The sequence below is a fragment of the Rhizobium sp. USDA 4016 genome (assembly GCF_056279705.1).
On sequence record NZ_JBWCCY010000002.1, the window covers coordinates 1,997,073 to 2,011,619 of the forward strand.

Annotated in this window: 14 protein-coding genes and 4 pseudogenes; 8 read left to right on the forward strand and 10 right to left on the reverse strand. The window is 60.2% G+C overall.

From position 1 onward, the window contains the following. The first annotated feature begins 271 nt into the window (after nucleotides 1-271). Nucleotides 272-550 (forward strand): HU family DNA-binding protein, encoded by a 279-nt coding sequence (locus ACZ9DP_RS10575; RefSeq protein ID WP_476201578.1) that lies wholly within the window; start codon nucleotides 272-274, stop codon nucleotides 548-550. Between the two features lie 203 nt (nucleotides 551-753). Here ACZ9DP_RS10575 and ACZ9DP_RS10580 read toward each other — a convergent pair whose 3' ends face one another. Together ACZ9DP_RS10580 and ACZ9DP_RS10585 are read right to left on the reverse strand one after the other, a co-directional pair. Further along, on the reverse strand, nucleotides 754-1,179 hold the full coding sequence (locus tag ACZ9DP_RS10580) for a VOC family protein (protein WP_476201580.1): 426 nt from the start codon (nucleotides 1,177-1,179) through the stop codon (nucleotides 754-756). 128 nt (nucleotides 1,180-1,307) lie between these two features. Continuing rightward, the gene (locus ACZ9DP_RS10585) at nucleotides 1,308-2,204 is read right to left on the reverse strand and encodes a LysR family transcriptional regulator (protein WP_074071423.1); all 897 of its coding nucleotides are present in this window, start codon (nucleotides 2,202-2,204) and stop codon (nucleotides 1,308-1,310) included. 153 nt (nucleotides 2,205-2,357) lie between these two features. Here ACZ9DP_RS10585 and ACZ9DP_RS10590 point away from each other — a divergent pair, with 153 nt between their 5' ends. The 3 genes and pseudogenes from ACZ9DP_RS10590 (at nucleotide 2,358) to ACZ9DP_RS10600 (ending at nucleotide 5,014) form a co-directional block, all read left to right on the forward strand. Continuing rightward, on the forward strand, nucleotides 2,358-3,347 hold the full coding sequence (locus ACZ9DP_RS10590) for an aldo/keto reductase (RefSeq protein ID WP_476201582.1): 990 nt from the start codon (nucleotides 2,358-2,360) through the stop codon (nucleotides 3,345-3,347). A gap of 21 nt (nucleotides 3,348-3,368) precedes the next feature. Beyond that, a pseudogene (locus tag ACZ9DP_RS10595) lies at nucleotides 3,369-3,688 on the forward strand (hypothetical protein); the annotation flags it as partial. Nucleotides 3,689-3,820: 132 nt separating this feature from the next. Then, the gene (locus ACZ9DP_RS10600; RefSeq protein ID WP_476202257.1) at nucleotides 3,821-5,014 is read left to right on the forward strand and encodes a (R)-mandelonitrile lyase; all 1,194 of its coding nucleotides are present in this window, start codon (nucleotides 3,821-3,823) and stop codon (nucleotides 5,012-5,014) included. Nucleotides 5,015-5,372: 358 nt separating this feature from the next. On the opposite strand, the gene ACZ9DP_RS10605 is transcribed toward ACZ9DP_RS10600, so the two are convergent. The 3 genes from ACZ9DP_RS10605 to ACZ9DP_RS10615 all read right to left on the reverse strand — a co-directional run bounded on the left by ACZ9DP_RS10605 (nucleotide 5,373) and on the right by ACZ9DP_RS10615 (nucleotide 8,461). Then, complete coding sequence (locus ACZ9DP_RS10605; RefSeq protein ID WP_476201583.1) at nucleotides 5,373-6,902, reverse strand: SulP family inorganic anion transporter; 1,530 nt, start codon at nucleotides 6,900-6,902, stop codon at nucleotides 5,373-5,375. A 4-nt stretch (nucleotides 6,903-6,906) separates the two neighbouring features. Further along, entirely contained in the window at nucleotides 6,907-7,611 is a 705-nt protein-coding gene (locus tag ACZ9DP_RS10610) for a carbonic anhydrase (protein WP_194731526.1), read from the reverse strand. A gap of 481 nt (nucleotides 7,612-8,092) precedes the next feature. Then, nucleotides 8,093-8,461: a winged helix-turn-helix transcriptional regulator gene (locus tag ACZ9DP_RS10615; RefSeq protein WP_476201584.1), complete on the reverse strand. Its 369-nt coding sequence runs from the start codon at nucleotides 8,459-8,461 to the stop codon at nucleotides 8,093-8,095. Nucleotides 8,462-8,640: 179 nt separating this feature from the next. On the opposite strand from ACZ9DP_RS10615, the gene ACZ9DP_RS10620 reads away from it, so the two are divergent. Then, nucleotides 8,641-9,441, forward strand: coding sequence for an imine reductase family protein (locus ACZ9DP_RS10620; RefSeq protein ID WP_476201586.1), 801 nt, complete (start codon nucleotides 8,641-8,643; stop codon nucleotides 9,439-9,441). After that, nucleotides 9,438-9,854 (forward strand): GFA family protein, encoded by a 417-nt coding sequence (locus ACZ9DP_RS10625; RefSeq protein WP_476201587.1) that lies wholly within the window; start codon nucleotides 9,438-9,440, stop codon nucleotides 9,852-9,854. Before ACZ9DP_RS10620 ends, ACZ9DP_RS10625 begins: the two co-directional genes overlap by 4 nt. Before the next feature lie 148 nt (nucleotides 9,855-10,002). On the opposite strand, the gene ACZ9DP_RS10630 is transcribed toward ACZ9DP_RS10625, so the two are convergent. The 3 genes from ACZ9DP_RS10630 to ACZ9DP_RS10640 form a co-directional block, all read right to left on the reverse strand. After that, nucleotides 10,003-10,419, reverse strand: a complete 417-nt coding sequence (locus ACZ9DP_RS10630; RefSeq protein ID WP_476201588.1) for a GFA family protein — start codon at nucleotides 10,417-10,419, stop codon at nucleotides 10,003-10,005. A 200-nt stretch (nucleotides 10,420-10,619) separates the two neighbouring features. Further along, a complete protein-coding gene (locus ACZ9DP_RS10635) occupies nucleotides 10,620-10,928 on the reverse strand; it encodes a zinc ribbon domain-containing protein (RefSeq protein WP_476201589.1) in 309 nt (102 codons plus the stop codon). A 41-nt stretch (nucleotides 10,929-10,969) separates the two neighbouring features. Continuing rightward, nucleotides 10,970-11,866 carry an RNA-guided endonuclease InsQ/TnpB family protein gene (locus ACZ9DP_RS10640; RefSeq protein ID WP_476201591.1) on the reverse strand — a complete coding sequence of 299 codons (897 nt, stop codon included), beginning with the start codon at nucleotides 11,864-11,866 and terminating at the stop codon, nucleotides 10,970-10,972. Nucleotides 11,867-11,902: 36 nt separating this feature from the next. On the opposite strand from ACZ9DP_RS10640, the pseudogene tnpA reads away from it, so the two are divergent. Beyond that, nucleotides 11,903-12,289: pseudogene (gene tnpA / locus ACZ9DP_RS10645) on the forward strand (IS200/IS605 family transposase); the annotation flags it as partial. Nucleotides 12,290-12,431: 142 nt separating this feature from the next. On the opposite strand, the pseudogene ACZ9DP_RS10650 reads toward tnpA, so the two are convergent. Further along, nucleotides 12,432-12,612 (reverse strand): annotated as a pseudogene (locus tag ACZ9DP_RS10650) (hypothetical protein). A gap of 196 nt (nucleotides 12,613-12,808) precedes the next feature. Here ACZ9DP_RS10650 and ACZ9DP_RS10655 point away from each other — a divergent pair. Then, nucleotides 12,809-13,096: pseudogene (locus ACZ9DP_RS10655) on the forward strand (Ku protein); the annotation flags it as partial. A 337-nt stretch (nucleotides 13,097-13,433) separates the two neighbouring features. On the opposite strand, the gene ACZ9DP_RS10660 reads toward ACZ9DP_RS10655, so the two are convergent. Continuing rightward, on the reverse strand, nucleotides 13,434-14,465 hold the full coding sequence (locus ACZ9DP_RS10660; RefSeq protein WP_476201518.1) for an IS110 family RNA-guided transposase: 1,032 nt from the start codon (nucleotides 14,463-14,465) through the stop codon (nucleotides 13,434-13,436). Nucleotides 14,466-14,547: the final 82 nt, after the last annotated feature.

Below are 14,547 nucleotides of genomic sequence, written 5' to 3' on the forward strand. Positions count from 1 at the left end.
AGCGAACGATACTCTTCGTCTGGATCCAATCGTAGCTCGTGGACGCACCGTCTCGTTTCCGGTCCCATAGGCTTCAACGGCCCCAGAGCTCAACGAGCAGGATGTTAGGCATTCACGCACACGCTGCAATTCAGCCTCTCGTTTCATGACCGCCGAAGGGAAGTACGCATCAAATCAGTGGATTGACGCCGTTGAACCCGTTCCCTCTCTACCCTTTTGCGAAGCTGATGTGTCAAGGTGGATAGGAAACATTCAAAAGGAACCATCTTACATGACGACGACAAACGAAATCGCAGACAAGATTGCCGGTGAACATGGCCTTACCAAAGCCCAGAGCAAAGCCGTCGTAGAGGCGGTCTTCGCCTCCATCACGTCGGCCGCCACATCTGGCGCCGAGACCTCGATCCCGGGCTTCGGCAAGTTCAAGGTAAAGGAGATGCCGGAGCGCGAAGGCCGCAATCCCTCAACCGGGGCCACCGTCAAGATCGCTGCCGCAAAGAAGCTCGCCTTCACGCCGGCCAAGGCAGTGAAGGATGCTCTGAACAAGTGATCGTTCGGATCAAGGAGGCCCGCCTTTGAACTGACCCCATTAAGTTGGACAGTTTAGAAGGCCGGCTGATTTAAGGGCTGAGTTCTGTACTGTGCAGGCTCAGAGCCTACGGCCGCACAATCTGCAGGGCAACATCCCCCGGCGCGGCGCGTTGGCCAGGATGCGGGCATCCGTTCCGTTCGCAGTAGCGGACGTCAAGTCATTCAATCCTGCGGTGGCAGATTGGCCGGATTCCACACCACTTCCCAAAGGTGGCCGTCCGGATCAGTAAAGTATCCAGCGTATCCACCGTAAAACGTTTCCTCAGCGGGCTTTACGATGTCTGCTCCCGCAAGCCGGGCCTGTTCCATGACCTCGTCAACCTCACGTCGATGCGAGACGTTGTGGCCGATCGAGAACGAGGTGCTGCTCGCGGGCGCTTTCGTCAGACCACTGTCGTGGGCTAGATCATCCTGAGCCCAAATCGCAAGTTTAACCCCGCTGGAAAGGTCAAAGAACGCGACGGCGCCATGCGCGAACTCACGGCCGACGATCCCTTGAGTGGGCAGTTTCAGGCCGTCACGGTAAAAGGCAAGCGAGCGCTCAAGATGGGCAATACCCAGCGTCAAGACAGAAATTCGCGGTTTCATGGACATTCCTCCGTCTCAATCAGCTCCGCCAAATCCCAAATCGACGGGGCTTCGATTTGTAAACAGTGCTGCCGAAGGAGCACTGCCCGGGAGCTGGCGTAACACTCAGAGTTGTTTTTTCTTTGGCCCTAGGCCGAGCGATATCTCAAAGCGTCGACCAGAAGCGCGAACGCGGGCGAAGCCAGGCGGCGGCTCGGGTAGTAGAGGTGATAGCCAGGGAATAGAGGGCACCAGTCCTCCAGCACCGAAACCAATTTACCCTCCTTCACCAGCGGACCGAGATGATCGTCGGGGAGACACGTCAACCCGATACCGCTCAAAGCGGCGTCGATTATCATCGGCACATCATTGCAGATGAATTGGCCGTCGACGCGGACGTTCAGCGGACGTGTATCTTTCTCGAATTCCCATGCGTAGAGCCCGCCGAGCGTAGGAAGGCGCAGATTGATGCAGGAGTGCTGCGTCAGGTCGTGGGGTGTCCGAGGCTTCGTATGACGCTCGAAGTACTGCGGCGATCCGGCAACCACCATGCGAAGCTCCGGTCCGATCCTCACAGCGATCATGTCCTTCTCAACGCCCTCTCCAAGCCGTATGCCAGCATCGAAGCGCTCAGCGGCCAGATCAACGAACCTTTGCTCGATCGATATTTCCACGTTGATCTCAGAAAATTCGGCCATCAGACGTTTCACGGCAGGCATGAGTATGGTCTCGGCCGCGTGTCGACTGGACGTGACGCGTATCGTTCCGGCGGGCCGCTGACGCAACGCGCTCAGGGCATCGATCCTGCTCCGGATGTCATTGAAGGCTGGGCGCAGAGTTTCGGCCAGTTGCTCGCCTGCATCAGTGGGTGAGACATTGCGCGTCGTTCGAGTGAGCAACCGCACGCCCATGCGCTCTTCCAGACGGCGCACGGTGTGGCTCAGCGAAGACTGAGAAGTTCCGAGCTGTGCAGCCGCGCGGGTAAAGCTACGCTCCTCCGCGACAGCGAGGAAGGCAACAAGATCCCCGAGTTCGTCCCGCTTCATTCATGAATCCACAGCATAGGTTCATGCCGAACCTAGCACCTAACAGCTCGTCCCTACCAGCGCTAAATTTTAGGTCACGCGTTTCATCATCATCGGAGATTGCGCCATGGCAGGTGTAGCCCCGACCCCACCACGCAAAAATGGAGAAAGCAAATGCAGAAACGTGTCCTTGGAAACAGTGGCCTGGAGGTATCGGCTCTCGGCTTCGGGTGCATGGGGCTGAACTTCAGTTACAGTCACTCCCTGAGCAGGCAGGACAGCGTCGCGCTCATCCGCGCCGCGGTCGAACACGGCGTGACCTTCTTCGACACGGCTGAGGTATACGGCCCATTTACGAACGAGCAAATCGTAGGTGAAGCGCTCGCGCCGGTCCGCGACCGCGCGGTCATCGCAACCAAGTTCGGCTTCAACATCGAAGACGGGAAGATGGCGGGACTGAACAGCCATCCGGAACACATACGCGAGGTTTGCGACGCATCGCTGAAGCGGCTCGGTGTCGAGGTCATCGACCTCTTTTACCAGCACCGCGTCGATCCGAACGTGCCGATTGAGGATGTCGCCGGCGCGGTGAAAGAACTGATCGCAGAGGGCAAGGTCAGGCACTTCGGACTGTCCGAACCTGGCGCGCAGACGGTCCGCCGCGCCCACGCCGTCCAGCCCGTTGCAGTACTGCAGAACGAGTATTCGCTTTGGACCCGCGGGCCGGAAACCAACGGAATCCTGGCCGCGTGCGAGGAACTCGGTATCGGCCTTGTTCCCTACAGTCCCCTCGGCAAGGGTTTCCTCGCCGGTGCGATCAGCAAGGACACGGAGATCGGAGACAATGACTTCCGTAAAATTCTGCCGCGCTTCACTCCTGAAGCGCTTGAAAAGAACCAGGCCCTCGTCGATCTGTTGAAACGCATCGCAGGAGAGAAAAGCGCGACGCCCGCTCAGATCGCTCTGGCCTGGTTGCTTGCCCAAAAGCCGTGGATCGTGCCGATTCCGGGCACCACGAAGCTGCATCGCCTAGAAGAGAATCTGGGAGCAGTTGACGTCGCCCTGACGGCCGCGGACCTTGCCGAGATCGAGGATGCCGCCGCGACGATCGAAATCGAGGGGGAACGCTATCCGGAACAGTTGATGGCCACTACCGGGCGCTGACGCTTGGGCGGGTTGACGCACAACTGTTCCCGTCCGGATGGCAAGATCGGCTTCGTCGGGGTCCCGCACGGCGTGCAGCTTGACCGACGGGGCCTGTTCTTCGCGCAGAAGACCTGCTCGGAGGTCCGGCCCCAGTCCGCCGTTTCCTGCCCTAGCTGATGGACCTGGTGCTCGACCGCACCATCGGCCCGGGCTGGGTTTTCGACCTCGAACTGCCGCTTGCCGATGTCGCCGAAGGCTATGGCGCCATGGACGAACGCCGCGCAATACAGCTCAGGGTCCAATTGGACGTCGGCGAGGCGCTGCTACTGCGGGACGCGTACACACAGTCCGGATCATGAACGGGAGATATAGACCCAATCGGATGCAGCAATCTAATCGAATGGGATTCGTCACCCATCTGACACACTAGACGCGGCGCGCTACTGGAGAGCTAGTGTTCACGGGAGCAGACCATGGAAGAGGAAAACCAGATGAAGAACATTGCCGCAGGCATCGCCATTTCCGCTCTCGCCGCGGCAGGAGTCGAGGCTCAGGAACGTCGCCGGGTCGCTCCACCCGCCGTCTACGACGTCGCGCCCGGCCTTGCCCACTTCACCGACGATGTGCTCTTCGGCGAGGTTTGGGAACGAGCAGAACTTGCACCTCGCGATCGCAGCCTCGTCACCGTCTCGGCGATCATCTCGACTGGCAAGACGGCGCAGATCGGCGGTCATGTCCGGCGCGCCCTCGACAACGGCGTCAAAGCCGGAGAGATTGGCGAACTGATCACCCAGCTCGCCTTTTATTCCGGTTGGCCGAACGCCATCTCCGCCGTAGCAGAGACTAAAACGGTATTTGACGAGCGCAACATCGCTCCGGTCAAGAACAGTGTGACGGCCCGGATCGAGCTCGAGGCTGCCGCCGAGGCGGCTCGCGCAGCGACGGTCAATGCCTCCGTCGCTCCGACCGCCGCGGGTCTTGCCGATCTCACAAACCGCGTGCTTTTCGGGGACCTCTGGCAGCGGCCAGATCTTTCGGCCCGCGACCGCAGCCTGGTAACGATGTCGGCGCTGATTGCCATTGGACAACCGGAGCAGCTTCCTTTCCATGCGAACCGGGCGATGGACAACGGCTTGACCCGCGCGGAAGCATCCGAGGTCGTAACCCAGGTTGCCTTCTACGCGGGTTGGCCACGAGCCATGTCCGCAGTGCAGGTGCTCCAGCGGGCGTTCGACAGTCGGGAGGCCGCCTCTAAAGCATCTGCGGCCTCTGCCGATCTTAAGATAACCCGCGTCAATCAGGGCCGGGCCAGGGCTCCCGAACAATATTTCACGGGCGAGGTTGAGACCTCTGGCTTCTATCGGGGCGATACGCCCGCCCGCATAGGAGGAGCGACAGTATCCTTCCCGGCTGGAGCCCGCACGGCATGGCATACCCACCCGCTTGGTCAAACGCTCTTCATCATCTCCGGCCGCGGCTGGATTCAGACAGAAGGAAAGCCTATCGAGCAGGTCGGACCGGGCGACGTGGTCTGGATACCGCCGCTGGTCAAGCACTGGCACGGCGCCTCGGCAGGCGAGCCGATGACACATTTTGCAGTGGCCGAAGCCCTAAACGGCAGTTCGGTCACCTGGATGGAGAAGGTTTCCGACGAAGACTACGGCAAGGGTCGCGAAATCGATTGAGTGGCCGGAGGAGCCTGACGGAGAAATCGATGCGGAAGAGGATCTAAAAACGAACTCTTCCAAAGGCTCTGTCTCTGAGCAGCCGGCTTCATGCGAGCGGGGCTCGCGTTCTTACGCGGTTGGGCCATAAGGTGGGCCTGGGCACCGCGCAATCCATAGAGCTCCACGAGCTGGGTGGCATTTCTGCGGCAAATCATCCTCGCAATTACGGAAGCAAAATCCACAAATGCGACATGATCGCACCCGGTTGGAGCGTTCTCTAGCTCCCGCCATCATGGCGGGTTCATTACAGGCTGCCGGTTCAGTGAGACGGGCTTTAGACGGGAGGGCAACGGAAGAATTGCCCTCCCGCGAACAATCAGGCGGCTTCTGCAGAGAAACGTGCAAATAGCGGCTTAAGGCGAGGATGACGCGCCGCCTGAGGCGGATGAATCTCTACGGTTCGGCCGGATTTCGTCTCGCGCCTGAGCCATTCGCTGATGGTCTCTGCACTGGTGTGATCCATGTAGAGCAGGTGTTTGCCGATAATACTGACTTTACGGCCTTCGGGCAGCCCTTCGAGCGTGCTAAGCAACACCGGCACGTCCTTGCAGGTGACCGCTCCGCCCAGTCGGACATGAATTTCATCGTCGACCTCGGAATGCCTGATTGCGAGCTTTCGGCGCAGATAAGGAAGAATTTCGAGGATCGACAGCGCAAGGCCGAGCGCCACCCCGACCAGCAGGTCCTGCAGGACGACCATGGCCACCGTGACGGCCCAGATTCCAACCGGCATAAGACCATGGTGTTCGAACAGGTGGCGCACATGGTGAAGGCTGATCAGCCGCCAGCCGGTGACGAGCAGCACGGCGGCGAGCGCCGTCAAGGGTACCATTTCCAGCAATCCCGGCAAAAGCGCAACAAGGCCGAGGATCCACACGCCATGCAATACTGCCGAGGCCCGCGTGCGAGCCCCAGCCTGGACGTTGGCCGATGAACGGACGATGACACCGGTGATAGGCAATGCCCCGAGCAATCCGCAAAGCCCGTTACCGACGCCTTGGGCGAAAAGCTCCCTGTTGAAGCGCGTGCGTCCCCCGTCATGCATGCGGTCGACAGCGGCCGCCGAAAGAAGCGTTTCGGCGCTCGCAATGACGGCAATCATCAGGATCGTCAAGATAATGCCGGGCTGCGCTAGCTGGCCAAAATTCTCGGCCGTCGGTATCGATATGCTCTCTGCCAGTGAGGCAGGCACTTCCACACGGGCAATCGGGAGTTCAAGAGTGGTCGTCAGGACCGTCGCGGCAGCAACCCCGACAAGCGCCCCCGGAACCAGCGCCAGCCATTTGGGCCGGAATTGTTCCCAGCAGACCATGGCGAGGAGGGCGATTAGACCGACCAGTAGCGCGACGGCCTCGTTGGTCACGCTGGCGCCCCACAATCTACCGACACTCTCGTTTATCGCGGTGACATTCTCGATGCCGCCGGCGGCAGGTTTGGCATCCATGAGCACATGGACCTGTCCGAGGATGATCAAAATGCCGATGCCGGCCAGCATGCCATGAACGACGGCCGGCGAAATTGCTCTGAACCAGGAGCCGATCCTGAGGAAACCCGCCAAGATCTGCAGGAGGCCGACGATGAGCAGCACGGGACCGAGCATGGCAACGCCGTACTGTTCGACGAAGCCGAAGACGATGACGGCAAGACCGGCGGCAGGCCCGGAGACCTGAAGAGGCGAGCCTGCCAGCAGGCCGACAACGAGGCCTCCTATGATACCGGAGATAAGCCCCATGGCCGCTGGTACCCCGGAGGCGATCGCAATTCCCAGGCAGAGCGGAATGGCGACAAGAAAAACCACCAGAGACGAAGCGAGGTCGCGCGAGAATGCAGAGCCGTTGTTTATCATGGCACTACTCCCCGCCAAGCGTTGCGGCAACCCGCGGCATGACATGCGGGTGGTCTCGTCCTGTGATGGCGACCGGCAGCGGCTCGCCCTCCTGCACCTCGGTAAACGTCGCCAAAACCCCGTCATAGACTTGGACCTCGCCCGTCCCGATGTCGAAGAACCAGCCGTGCAGCGTGATCTCGTTGGTCGCAAGCTTCGCAGCCACCGACGGATGGGTCTTTAAATGGTCGAGCTGCACGACGACGTTTTCCATGGCTACCGCACGCACGCGGTCAGTTTCGGAGAGATCGTCGGGATAGGCTTGGCAAACAATCGAATAGGCGGCGTGGCTGTGCCGCAGCCAGGCTGCGACATTCGGCATTGGTTCCAGCATTTGCGGGTGGCACAGCCCTTTCATCGCCCCGCAATCGGAGTGACCGCAAACGACAATGTCGCTGACGCCGAGCGCCAGGATGGCATATTCGATTGCGGAAGAGACCCCACCATTGAGGGTCGAGAAGGGGGGAACGATATTGCCGGCATTGCGGCAGACGAAGAGATCGCCGGGACCGGACTGTGTTATCGTTTCCGGCATCACTCGGCTGTCGGCACAAGATATCATCAGGGCATGTGGCTGCTGGCCTTCGCGCGCCAGCTTGCGGTAAAGGGCCGAATGATTCGGAAACACGGCGCCACGAAAACTGGAGATACCTTTCAGGAAGTCACCCATATATCGGATCCTCTTTCTGGCCGGACGTCGGACTGGGAGGATGTCTCTCATCCGGCGGGTTGCAGAAGCGATCTGTTCGCAGATGCACAATAAAGGGCAGAACGAGAGCAAAAAAAGAGTCTCGCAGCATATTGCGTCGCAACATTTTTTGAACAAGACGTGATCTGGTTGATTGCCGCTCACGTCGCGAATTCCAAGATCGAACTGGTGCGATCCACGCCTTCGCGCGGGGTTCCGCCGCCGAATTCGCCGGTGATTCGCAGATGCCCTTATTCCGACGGACAGAACGGCATCATGATCCAGCACGATGCTTGAAAGAAGGTCCCACGAACTGGCCTGGCGGCTCCCATAGAACTGAAACTTTACCGCGCAGTGGTGGTGGTGCTGTCCCGCTTGAGCGACAAGACAAGCGTCATCGGCTGCTCAACAAATACGGTGAAGCCGTAGCGCGGAACGGCGATGAATTTCGGCAGGATCTGCCTCAGGCCCCCATCGCCAAGACGGGCCGACGCTCCTGCTCTGCCTTCTCCGCCATGCGGATTTCGTATGCCTTACCCCAGTTTGCCATCACGGTCACGGCATGGTTGAGGCTGCGGCCGAACTCGGTCGCAGAATATTCCACCCGCTGCACCTTCCCCGGAAATACCGCGCGGCTGATGAGATCGTCCGCCTCCATCTCGCGGAGCTGCTGGGCGAGGACTTTCTCGCTGATCCCTGACAGGATGCGCCTCAACTCGCCGAAGCGGCGGGGCGAGAGATTGATCTCCCAGAGGATGTCAGTCTTCCACTTTCCACCGATCACGTCGAGTGCACTTGCAAAGCCGCAATCGTCGTCCGGCAGGCGTTTCATTTCCGTTCTCCCCTTACTGCAGAGTAACCGCTTACCTGAAGGTACGCAATTTACCTCACCGACTTGCAGCCGTATCAAATGACGTCTCAAATATTGGAGTTCAATTCGATGACTACAATAGGGTTCTTCGGCGCGGGCCGGATGGGAGCTTCACTTGTTCGGACGCTCGCAAAAAGCGGGTGCATGTCTGGAACAGAACGGCGGCGAAGGCGGAAGCGCTGGCGCCGTTCGGTGTGCAGCCGAAACTAACGCCGGAAGCGGCGGCGGCTGAGGCCGAGATCGTCTTCGTCAACCTGATAGACTATGCTGCCTCCGACGCACAGCTGAGAAAGCCGGAGGTCACACAGACGCTGAAGGGCAAGCTCCTGGTGCAGCTCACCTCGGGCTCCCCAAAAGCGGCGCGCGACACCGGCGCCTGGGCGACCGGCCACGGGATCGCCTATCTCGACGGAGCCATTATGGCGACACCAAATGTCATCGGAGAACCCGAAACGCTGATCCTCTTCGCCGGGTCGAAGTCGCGTTACCAAAAGCACGAAAGGGTATTTGTGGCGCTCGGCGGCAAATCCGCCTTCCTCAGCGAGGATTTCGGGGCTGCATCGGCCCTCGACAGCGCCCTTCTTGGGCAGATGTGGGGCACGTTGTTCGGCACGCTTCAAGCGCTCGCCATTAACAGGGCAGAAAACATTAATGCCGACACCTACGCGACGTACCTCAAGCTCGTCCAGCCGGTCATCGACGGGGCCGAGCGGGACCTCATGCAACGGGTCCGCGACGGCCGCGACCGCGGTGACGATGAAACATTTGCAACAATCGCTGCTCACAATGTCGCTCTCCAGCATCTGCGGCATATCAACGCCGAGCGCGGCCTGAATCCGGTCCTTGCCGATGCCTTCGACAGCCTCTTCAGAACCGCCATCCAAAATGGTCACGTCGGCGACGATTTCGCGATACTGGCTCGTTTCATGAGGGCGCCATGACCGGTGCGGAAAAGCCCGTCGTCCGCACGGCACGCTGTTCCTGCGGCAGCCTGAAGCTGAGCCTCCGCGGCGCGCCGGAACGGGTCTATGCCTGCGCATGTCTGAACTGCCAGAAAGCGACTGGTTCGGCATTTTCCTACCGGGCGCGTTATCGCAAACAGGCCATCATCGCCGACGACGGCGAGCGACGGCGCTTCCGGCGCTTCACCGACAAGGGCCGCTGGATGGATCAGATCTTCTGCCCGAATTGCGGCACGCTGATCTACATGGAGGCTGAGGTGCTGGACGAGCAGATCGTCGTCTCGATTGGCTGTTTCGCCGAGCCAGATTTCGCGCCGCCAGCTGCGATCTTCTGGTCACGGCGCCGCCACGGCTGGTACGAGCCGAACGCGGAGATCCAGCTTGTCGAGTAGCCTCAATCCTCTGCGACCGCACTCAAATATTGTAAGCTGTTTACCGGGAACCTTCATTCGGGAGAGACCGAGCTGGAAAGACTATATTACCCGCCTCTCGCGGCTTAGGCTTGAGCATTCTCTTCCGCGGTTTCCTCTCGCGGCCGACTCAATCTGGATACCGATCGAATATTGGAAGCGCTTGGATGTGCGCGGACCAAGGCAAGCGCTCGGCGACCTGAACCTGAATGTCAGGGGCAACCATCGTTGGATCGTCGAGGGTGGCAATTTGCACGTCAACGATCCCGGGAATGAGGGCTTCGTTCAGATAGACAAGGCCTGTTCCACATATCGCGCAGAAATGGCGGTGCGCTTCGCCGTTGGATGACCAGATGCGAGGTTCGCCTTTGGTAATTCGGAAGCTGCCGGCCTCTACCCCCATCCAACCGACCATCGGCGCACCGGACGAACGACGACAATCCTCGCAGTGGCAGATCGCGGCGTGAACAGGTCGATCGGACTCATATCGAACGGCGCCGCAACGGCATCCGCCAGTTAGTCGGCTATTGGAGCCGGCTTCAACCATTCCAGGTCCTCCCAATGCTTTGCATCATCTCACCGATTCAGCCCTATAGCACAAATCGCCACTTTTGCCTTGACCGCTGGCGAATTTCTCATGGGAATCTTCACGAGTAGTTTTCATCAAGACTGGAGACAAGACACAATGCAAGTGGCCGCATAGCAGCGACCAATCCGGACGATCGGGGAACTGATCGAAGCACTTCATTAACATCTCCCCCCGCTTGAGAGCGGGGGATTTCCGAGGGGGCGCGAAGCTCCGCCGATGGTTATCGCTTCAACGGAGAGCCGCTGCCCTTCCTCCACGATCATAGACGCCGTGTTCCGACGCAGGATGTTGATTGCAGCATTGTGGTCGGCATGGGCGCGGAAGCCGCATTGGCAACAGCGGAAAGACGCTTGGCTTTCGCGGCTTTCCCTGTCCACGGCTGCGCAGGCCGAACAGGTCTGCGAGGTGTGGCGGGGATCGACCTTGCACAGGTATCCGCCCCGTTCTTCGAGCTTGTCGGCCAACACGGTTTCAAAGCCGTGCCAGCCTTGTTCGAGGATCGCCCGGTTCAGGCCCGCTTCTGGCAGACGTTGGTTGCGGGCGCGTCCACGGTTCCCCTGGCGCTGCGCGTCATGTTGCGCGTGGCGAGGTCTTCCAGCACGACCGTTGCGAAGCGACGGGCGATATCAAGACTGGCCTTGTGCCGCCAATCCTGCCGGATGCGGGCAGCACGGGCCTGTAAGGCGGCAACCCGGCGGCGGGCCTTGGCGTGGCGACGCGACCCGCGCTTGCGCCGCGCCAGAACGCGCTGGGCCCGGCGCTTCCTGCGCTCGATCTCCGCAAGGCCGGCAGGCATCCACCAATGCTCCCCGGTCGAAAGCGTCAGCGTGTTCGCCACGCCCCGGTCGATCCCCACGGCGGGCAAATCGTTTTGCGGGACGGCATGGTCGATTTCGCAGGCGAAGGCGATGTGCCTGCCGTTCGCCGCCAGGCTCACCGTCACATTCATGGTCTTGCCACGCAGGCGCCGCGTGTCGCGGAACTTCACCCAGCCGATCTTGGGAAGGCGCGCGGCGGACCACTTGCCGTTCAGGCGCTTGACCTCGATCTCCCGCCCCTGAAAGCGGAAGGCGCCGTTCACGCCCTTCTTGCGGGGTGAGGGATATCCTGCGCGCCCGGCGAAGAAGTTGGCATACGCCTTATCCAGATCGCGCAGGGCCTGCTGCTGGGGCGTCACATGCACGGCGGCAATCCAGTCGAACGCGGCCCGCAATGCGGTCAATTCCCGCGCCTGGGCGATGTCGTTCAAGCGGTTCCCGGTCTGCCGCCGGTAATGCCGCCACCAGTCCCTGCGCTGCTCCAGCGCCAGATTATAGACCAGCCGCACAACACCCGCGAACTGCCGCAACAGGACTTCCTGTTCGGCGGTCGGAGCGAGCTTGTAGCGGAAAGCGCGGTGGATCATGTTGCGGTTCTATCAATTGCTCCAAGGAGCGCAACCGTGGATCGCACCGGCAGGCATGTCGTCTACATGCTCCATGGTCATTGGGTCTTTGTCACGAAATACCGCCGTGACGTTCTGTCAGAACCGGCAATCCGCCACCTGCGGCGCATCTTCGCCAAGCTGTGTCGCGACTTCGAGGCCGAATTGATCGAATGCGACGGCGAGGACGATCATGTTCACCTGCGGGTGCATGACCCTCCGAAGATCGCCCTGTCGAAGCTGGTCAACAGCCGCAACGGCGTATCCAGCCGACGTCTGCGCGAGAGCCGCCCGGAAATCACCGGGCGCTACCACAAGGGCGTTTTGTGGTCGCCGTCCTCCTTTGCGGCAAGCTGTGGCGGCGCACCGCTCTCGGTGATCACCGAATATGTCAAATCCCAGCGGGAAGCGGCAAAGGCCGCTCTCGCGTTCCTCCGCCGCCCGAACGCCGGGGTATCCCGCGAGGTTCACGATGACATCCCCCGTTTCGCCGCGGAGACGCTTAAAGCTCTTCCGCCGTTGATGCCAGTACATCGGCGAAACCTGGTCAGCGCTTGACCTTCCAATCGCCCCGGTCGCCCTCACCAGGCCTTGCTTTGGTTTTGCCGTCCGGCGGCGATCGGCAGAAAGAGAGCCGCCGAGGTCGTCGCTCTCCTTGAACTGTCCCTTTTCATTGCGGCGGACACAGCGTTCGTCGCTGCCTGTATCATCAGTTCGGGCTTGGTCAACATCCATCCGTCAGTTGCGACTAACGAAGAACGCACGCCGGGGCAAAAAAGATGCATCGAATCAAGGCCATGATGATGACTCGGAAAACGAGCCTCGACGCAAGGCTAAGTCATTGAAATTAGATTCGTTTCGAATCGGAACAATCGATCAGTGATTCGGTTGATTCGCGATAGTTGGAGTCAGGAGTCCGCGTAAATGGTTACCCCGCGAGCGAATTGGAAGGGCTACATCAAGTTCGGTGAAGTTGCGTTTCCGGTCGCGCTTTACACGGCCGCCTCGTCCTCCGAGCGGATCGCCTTCAATACCTTGAATCGCAAGACCGGCAATCGCGTCCGCCGCGAATTCGTCGATAGCGAAACCGGCGATCCGGTGGAGCGCGAGGCACAGGTGAAGGGCTTCGAGATCGACGACGGGCGCTATGTTGTCCTCGAACCCGAAGAAGTCGCAGCAGCGATTCCAAATAGCGACAAGACACTGAAGGTTGTCTAATCGCGTTCCCTTAGTCAAGGTCGTCTGGGCACTCGCCATCTTGCCGTGTTGCAGAATAGGCAACGCGGCGTGAATGGACTGTTTGGATCGGGCCTCAGCGGCCATATTTTCTTCAGAGCTGTCCCGCGCCGGGAGCAGGGTTGTCTCCGCGGTCGACAAATGGTCGCCGCACAATGGGTCTTCGCAGGTAGGATCTTCCTATGTCGAGGGCGCAGTCTCGAACGAGCTGCAGCCCAGTGCAACGGAATGATCGAACCCACGTCCGCAGCAGGGGACGCTCAGTGCCTCAAATCAGATTTGACGCGCTGAGGGAAGAAGGCTGACACTTCGCTTATGCGGTGGCGCCAGCCAATGTGTTGAATACCTCTCCTGTTTTGAGCATGCTGTGCATGATGACCGCAAGCTTACGCGCGACCGCCACCGCAGCGCGCTTGAAGCCCAACCGCTCCCGCAGCTTAAGCCCCCAGCTCTTGAGACTGCTGTCGTTCCTGGCGCTGGTTCTTGTGAGGATCACCGTCGCCGCTTCATAAAGCAGTCCCCGCAGGTGGTTGTCGCCTCTTCGCGAGATGTGGCCATCATAATCGACCTCGCCTGACTGGTAGCGCCGCGTTGTAAGCCCGAGCCAGGCGCCAACCGAGCGCGACGTTCGGAAGTTGTCTGGATCTTCAATCGCGGCGACATAGGAGACCGCCGTGACGGCGCCGATCCCCGGGATCGTCATCAACAGCTGCGTGGCCTGGCTCTCCCGTGCCGCTGCGAGCAGCTGGCGATCAAGATCGGCGGCGCGCTTGCGGATGTCGCGCCACGCCTCAAGCAGAGGCAATATGATCCGTGCCAGGCCGTCATTCCCATCCAAGAGCTCCCGCACATTGCCATCAAACACCCGACCTTTTCCGTTGGGGACGATAAGACCGAACGTCTTCATCAGGCCGCGGATCTGGTTGCTGAGCTGGGTTGAGATGCTCAAGAGCTGATTGCGAGCCCCGACCAGCGTGCGCGTCAGCATGCTGTCGAACGATTTTACCCGAACCGCCTTGTAGAAGCCGGCTTCGGCCAGCTGCGCCAAGCCATCCGCATCATTGGCATCGGTCTTGTTGAGCGTCTCGTCCAATACCTTTTGCGCGTGCCGCGCTTCAATACAGATCGCCGGAATCCCCTCCGCCGTCAGTCCGTGATAGAACCACGTCGACAGCGGCCCCGTCTCGAATACGACGCGCCTGGCGTTTGGGGCGTGCTTGCGGATCATCTGCGCTAGAAGTTTTGGATCCGAAGGACACTTCCCCCGCCAGATCCGCTTCCCGTTTTCTCGGATCGAGATCGCGGTATCTTTCAATGAAACATCAAGCCCGATATATTGGTCCATGGTTGCTCTCCGTTCGATGCCTTGGGCCCGGTTCCAATCGTGAGCCCGTTTTTCCATCATATCGGGGGCAACCACCCCCGCC

Coding starts and splice junctions, on each gene's coding strand:
- ACZ9DP_RS10630 (WP_476201588.1), bottom strand. CDS start 10,419: ATGGTTGAAGCCGGCTCCAATAGCCGACTAACTGGCGGATGCCGTTGC.
- ACZ9DP_RS10640 (WP_476201591.1), bottom strand. CDS start 11,866: ATGATCCACCGCGCTTTCCGCTACAAGCTCGCTCCGACCGCCGAACAG.
- ACZ9DP_RS10590 (WP_476201582.1), top strand. CDS start 2,358: ATGCAGAAACGTGTCCTTGGAAACAGTGGCCTGGAGGTATCGGCTCTC.
- ACZ9DP_RS10600 (WP_476202257.1), top strand. CDS start 3,821: ATGAAGAACATTGCCGCAGGCATCGCCATTTCCGCTCTCGCCGCGGCA.
- ACZ9DP_RS10625 (WP_476201587.1), top strand. CDS start 9,438: ATGACCGGTGCGGAAAAGCCCGTCGTCCGCACGGCACGCTGTTCCTGC.
- ACZ9DP_RS10580 (WP_476201580.1), bottom strand. CDS start 1,179: ATGAAACCGCGAATTTCTGTCTTGACGCTGGGTATTGCCCATCTTGAG.
- ACZ9DP_RS10610 (WP_194731526.1), bottom strand. CDS start 7,611: ATGGGTGACTTCCTGAAAGGTATCTCCAGTTTTCGTGGCGCCGTGTTT.
- ACZ9DP_RS10575 (WP_476201578.1), top strand. CDS start 272: ATGACGACGACAAACGAAATCGCAGACAAGATTGCCGGTGAACATGGC.
- ACZ9DP_RS10605 (WP_476201583.1), bottom strand. CDS start 6,902: ATGATAAACAACGGCTCTGCATTCTCGCGCGACCTCGCTTCGTCTCTG.
- ACZ9DP_RS10660 (WP_476201518.1), bottom strand. CDS start 14,465: ATGGACCAATATATCGGGCTTGATGTTTCATTGAAAGATACCGCGATC.
- ACZ9DP_RS10585 (WP_074071423.1), bottom strand. CDS start 2,204: ATGAAGCGGGACGAACTCGGGGATCTTGTTGCCTTCCTCGCTGTCGCG.
- ACZ9DP_RS10615 (WP_476201584.1), bottom strand. CDS start 8,461: ATGAAACGCCTGCCGGACGACGATTGCGGCTTTGCAAGTGCACTCGAC.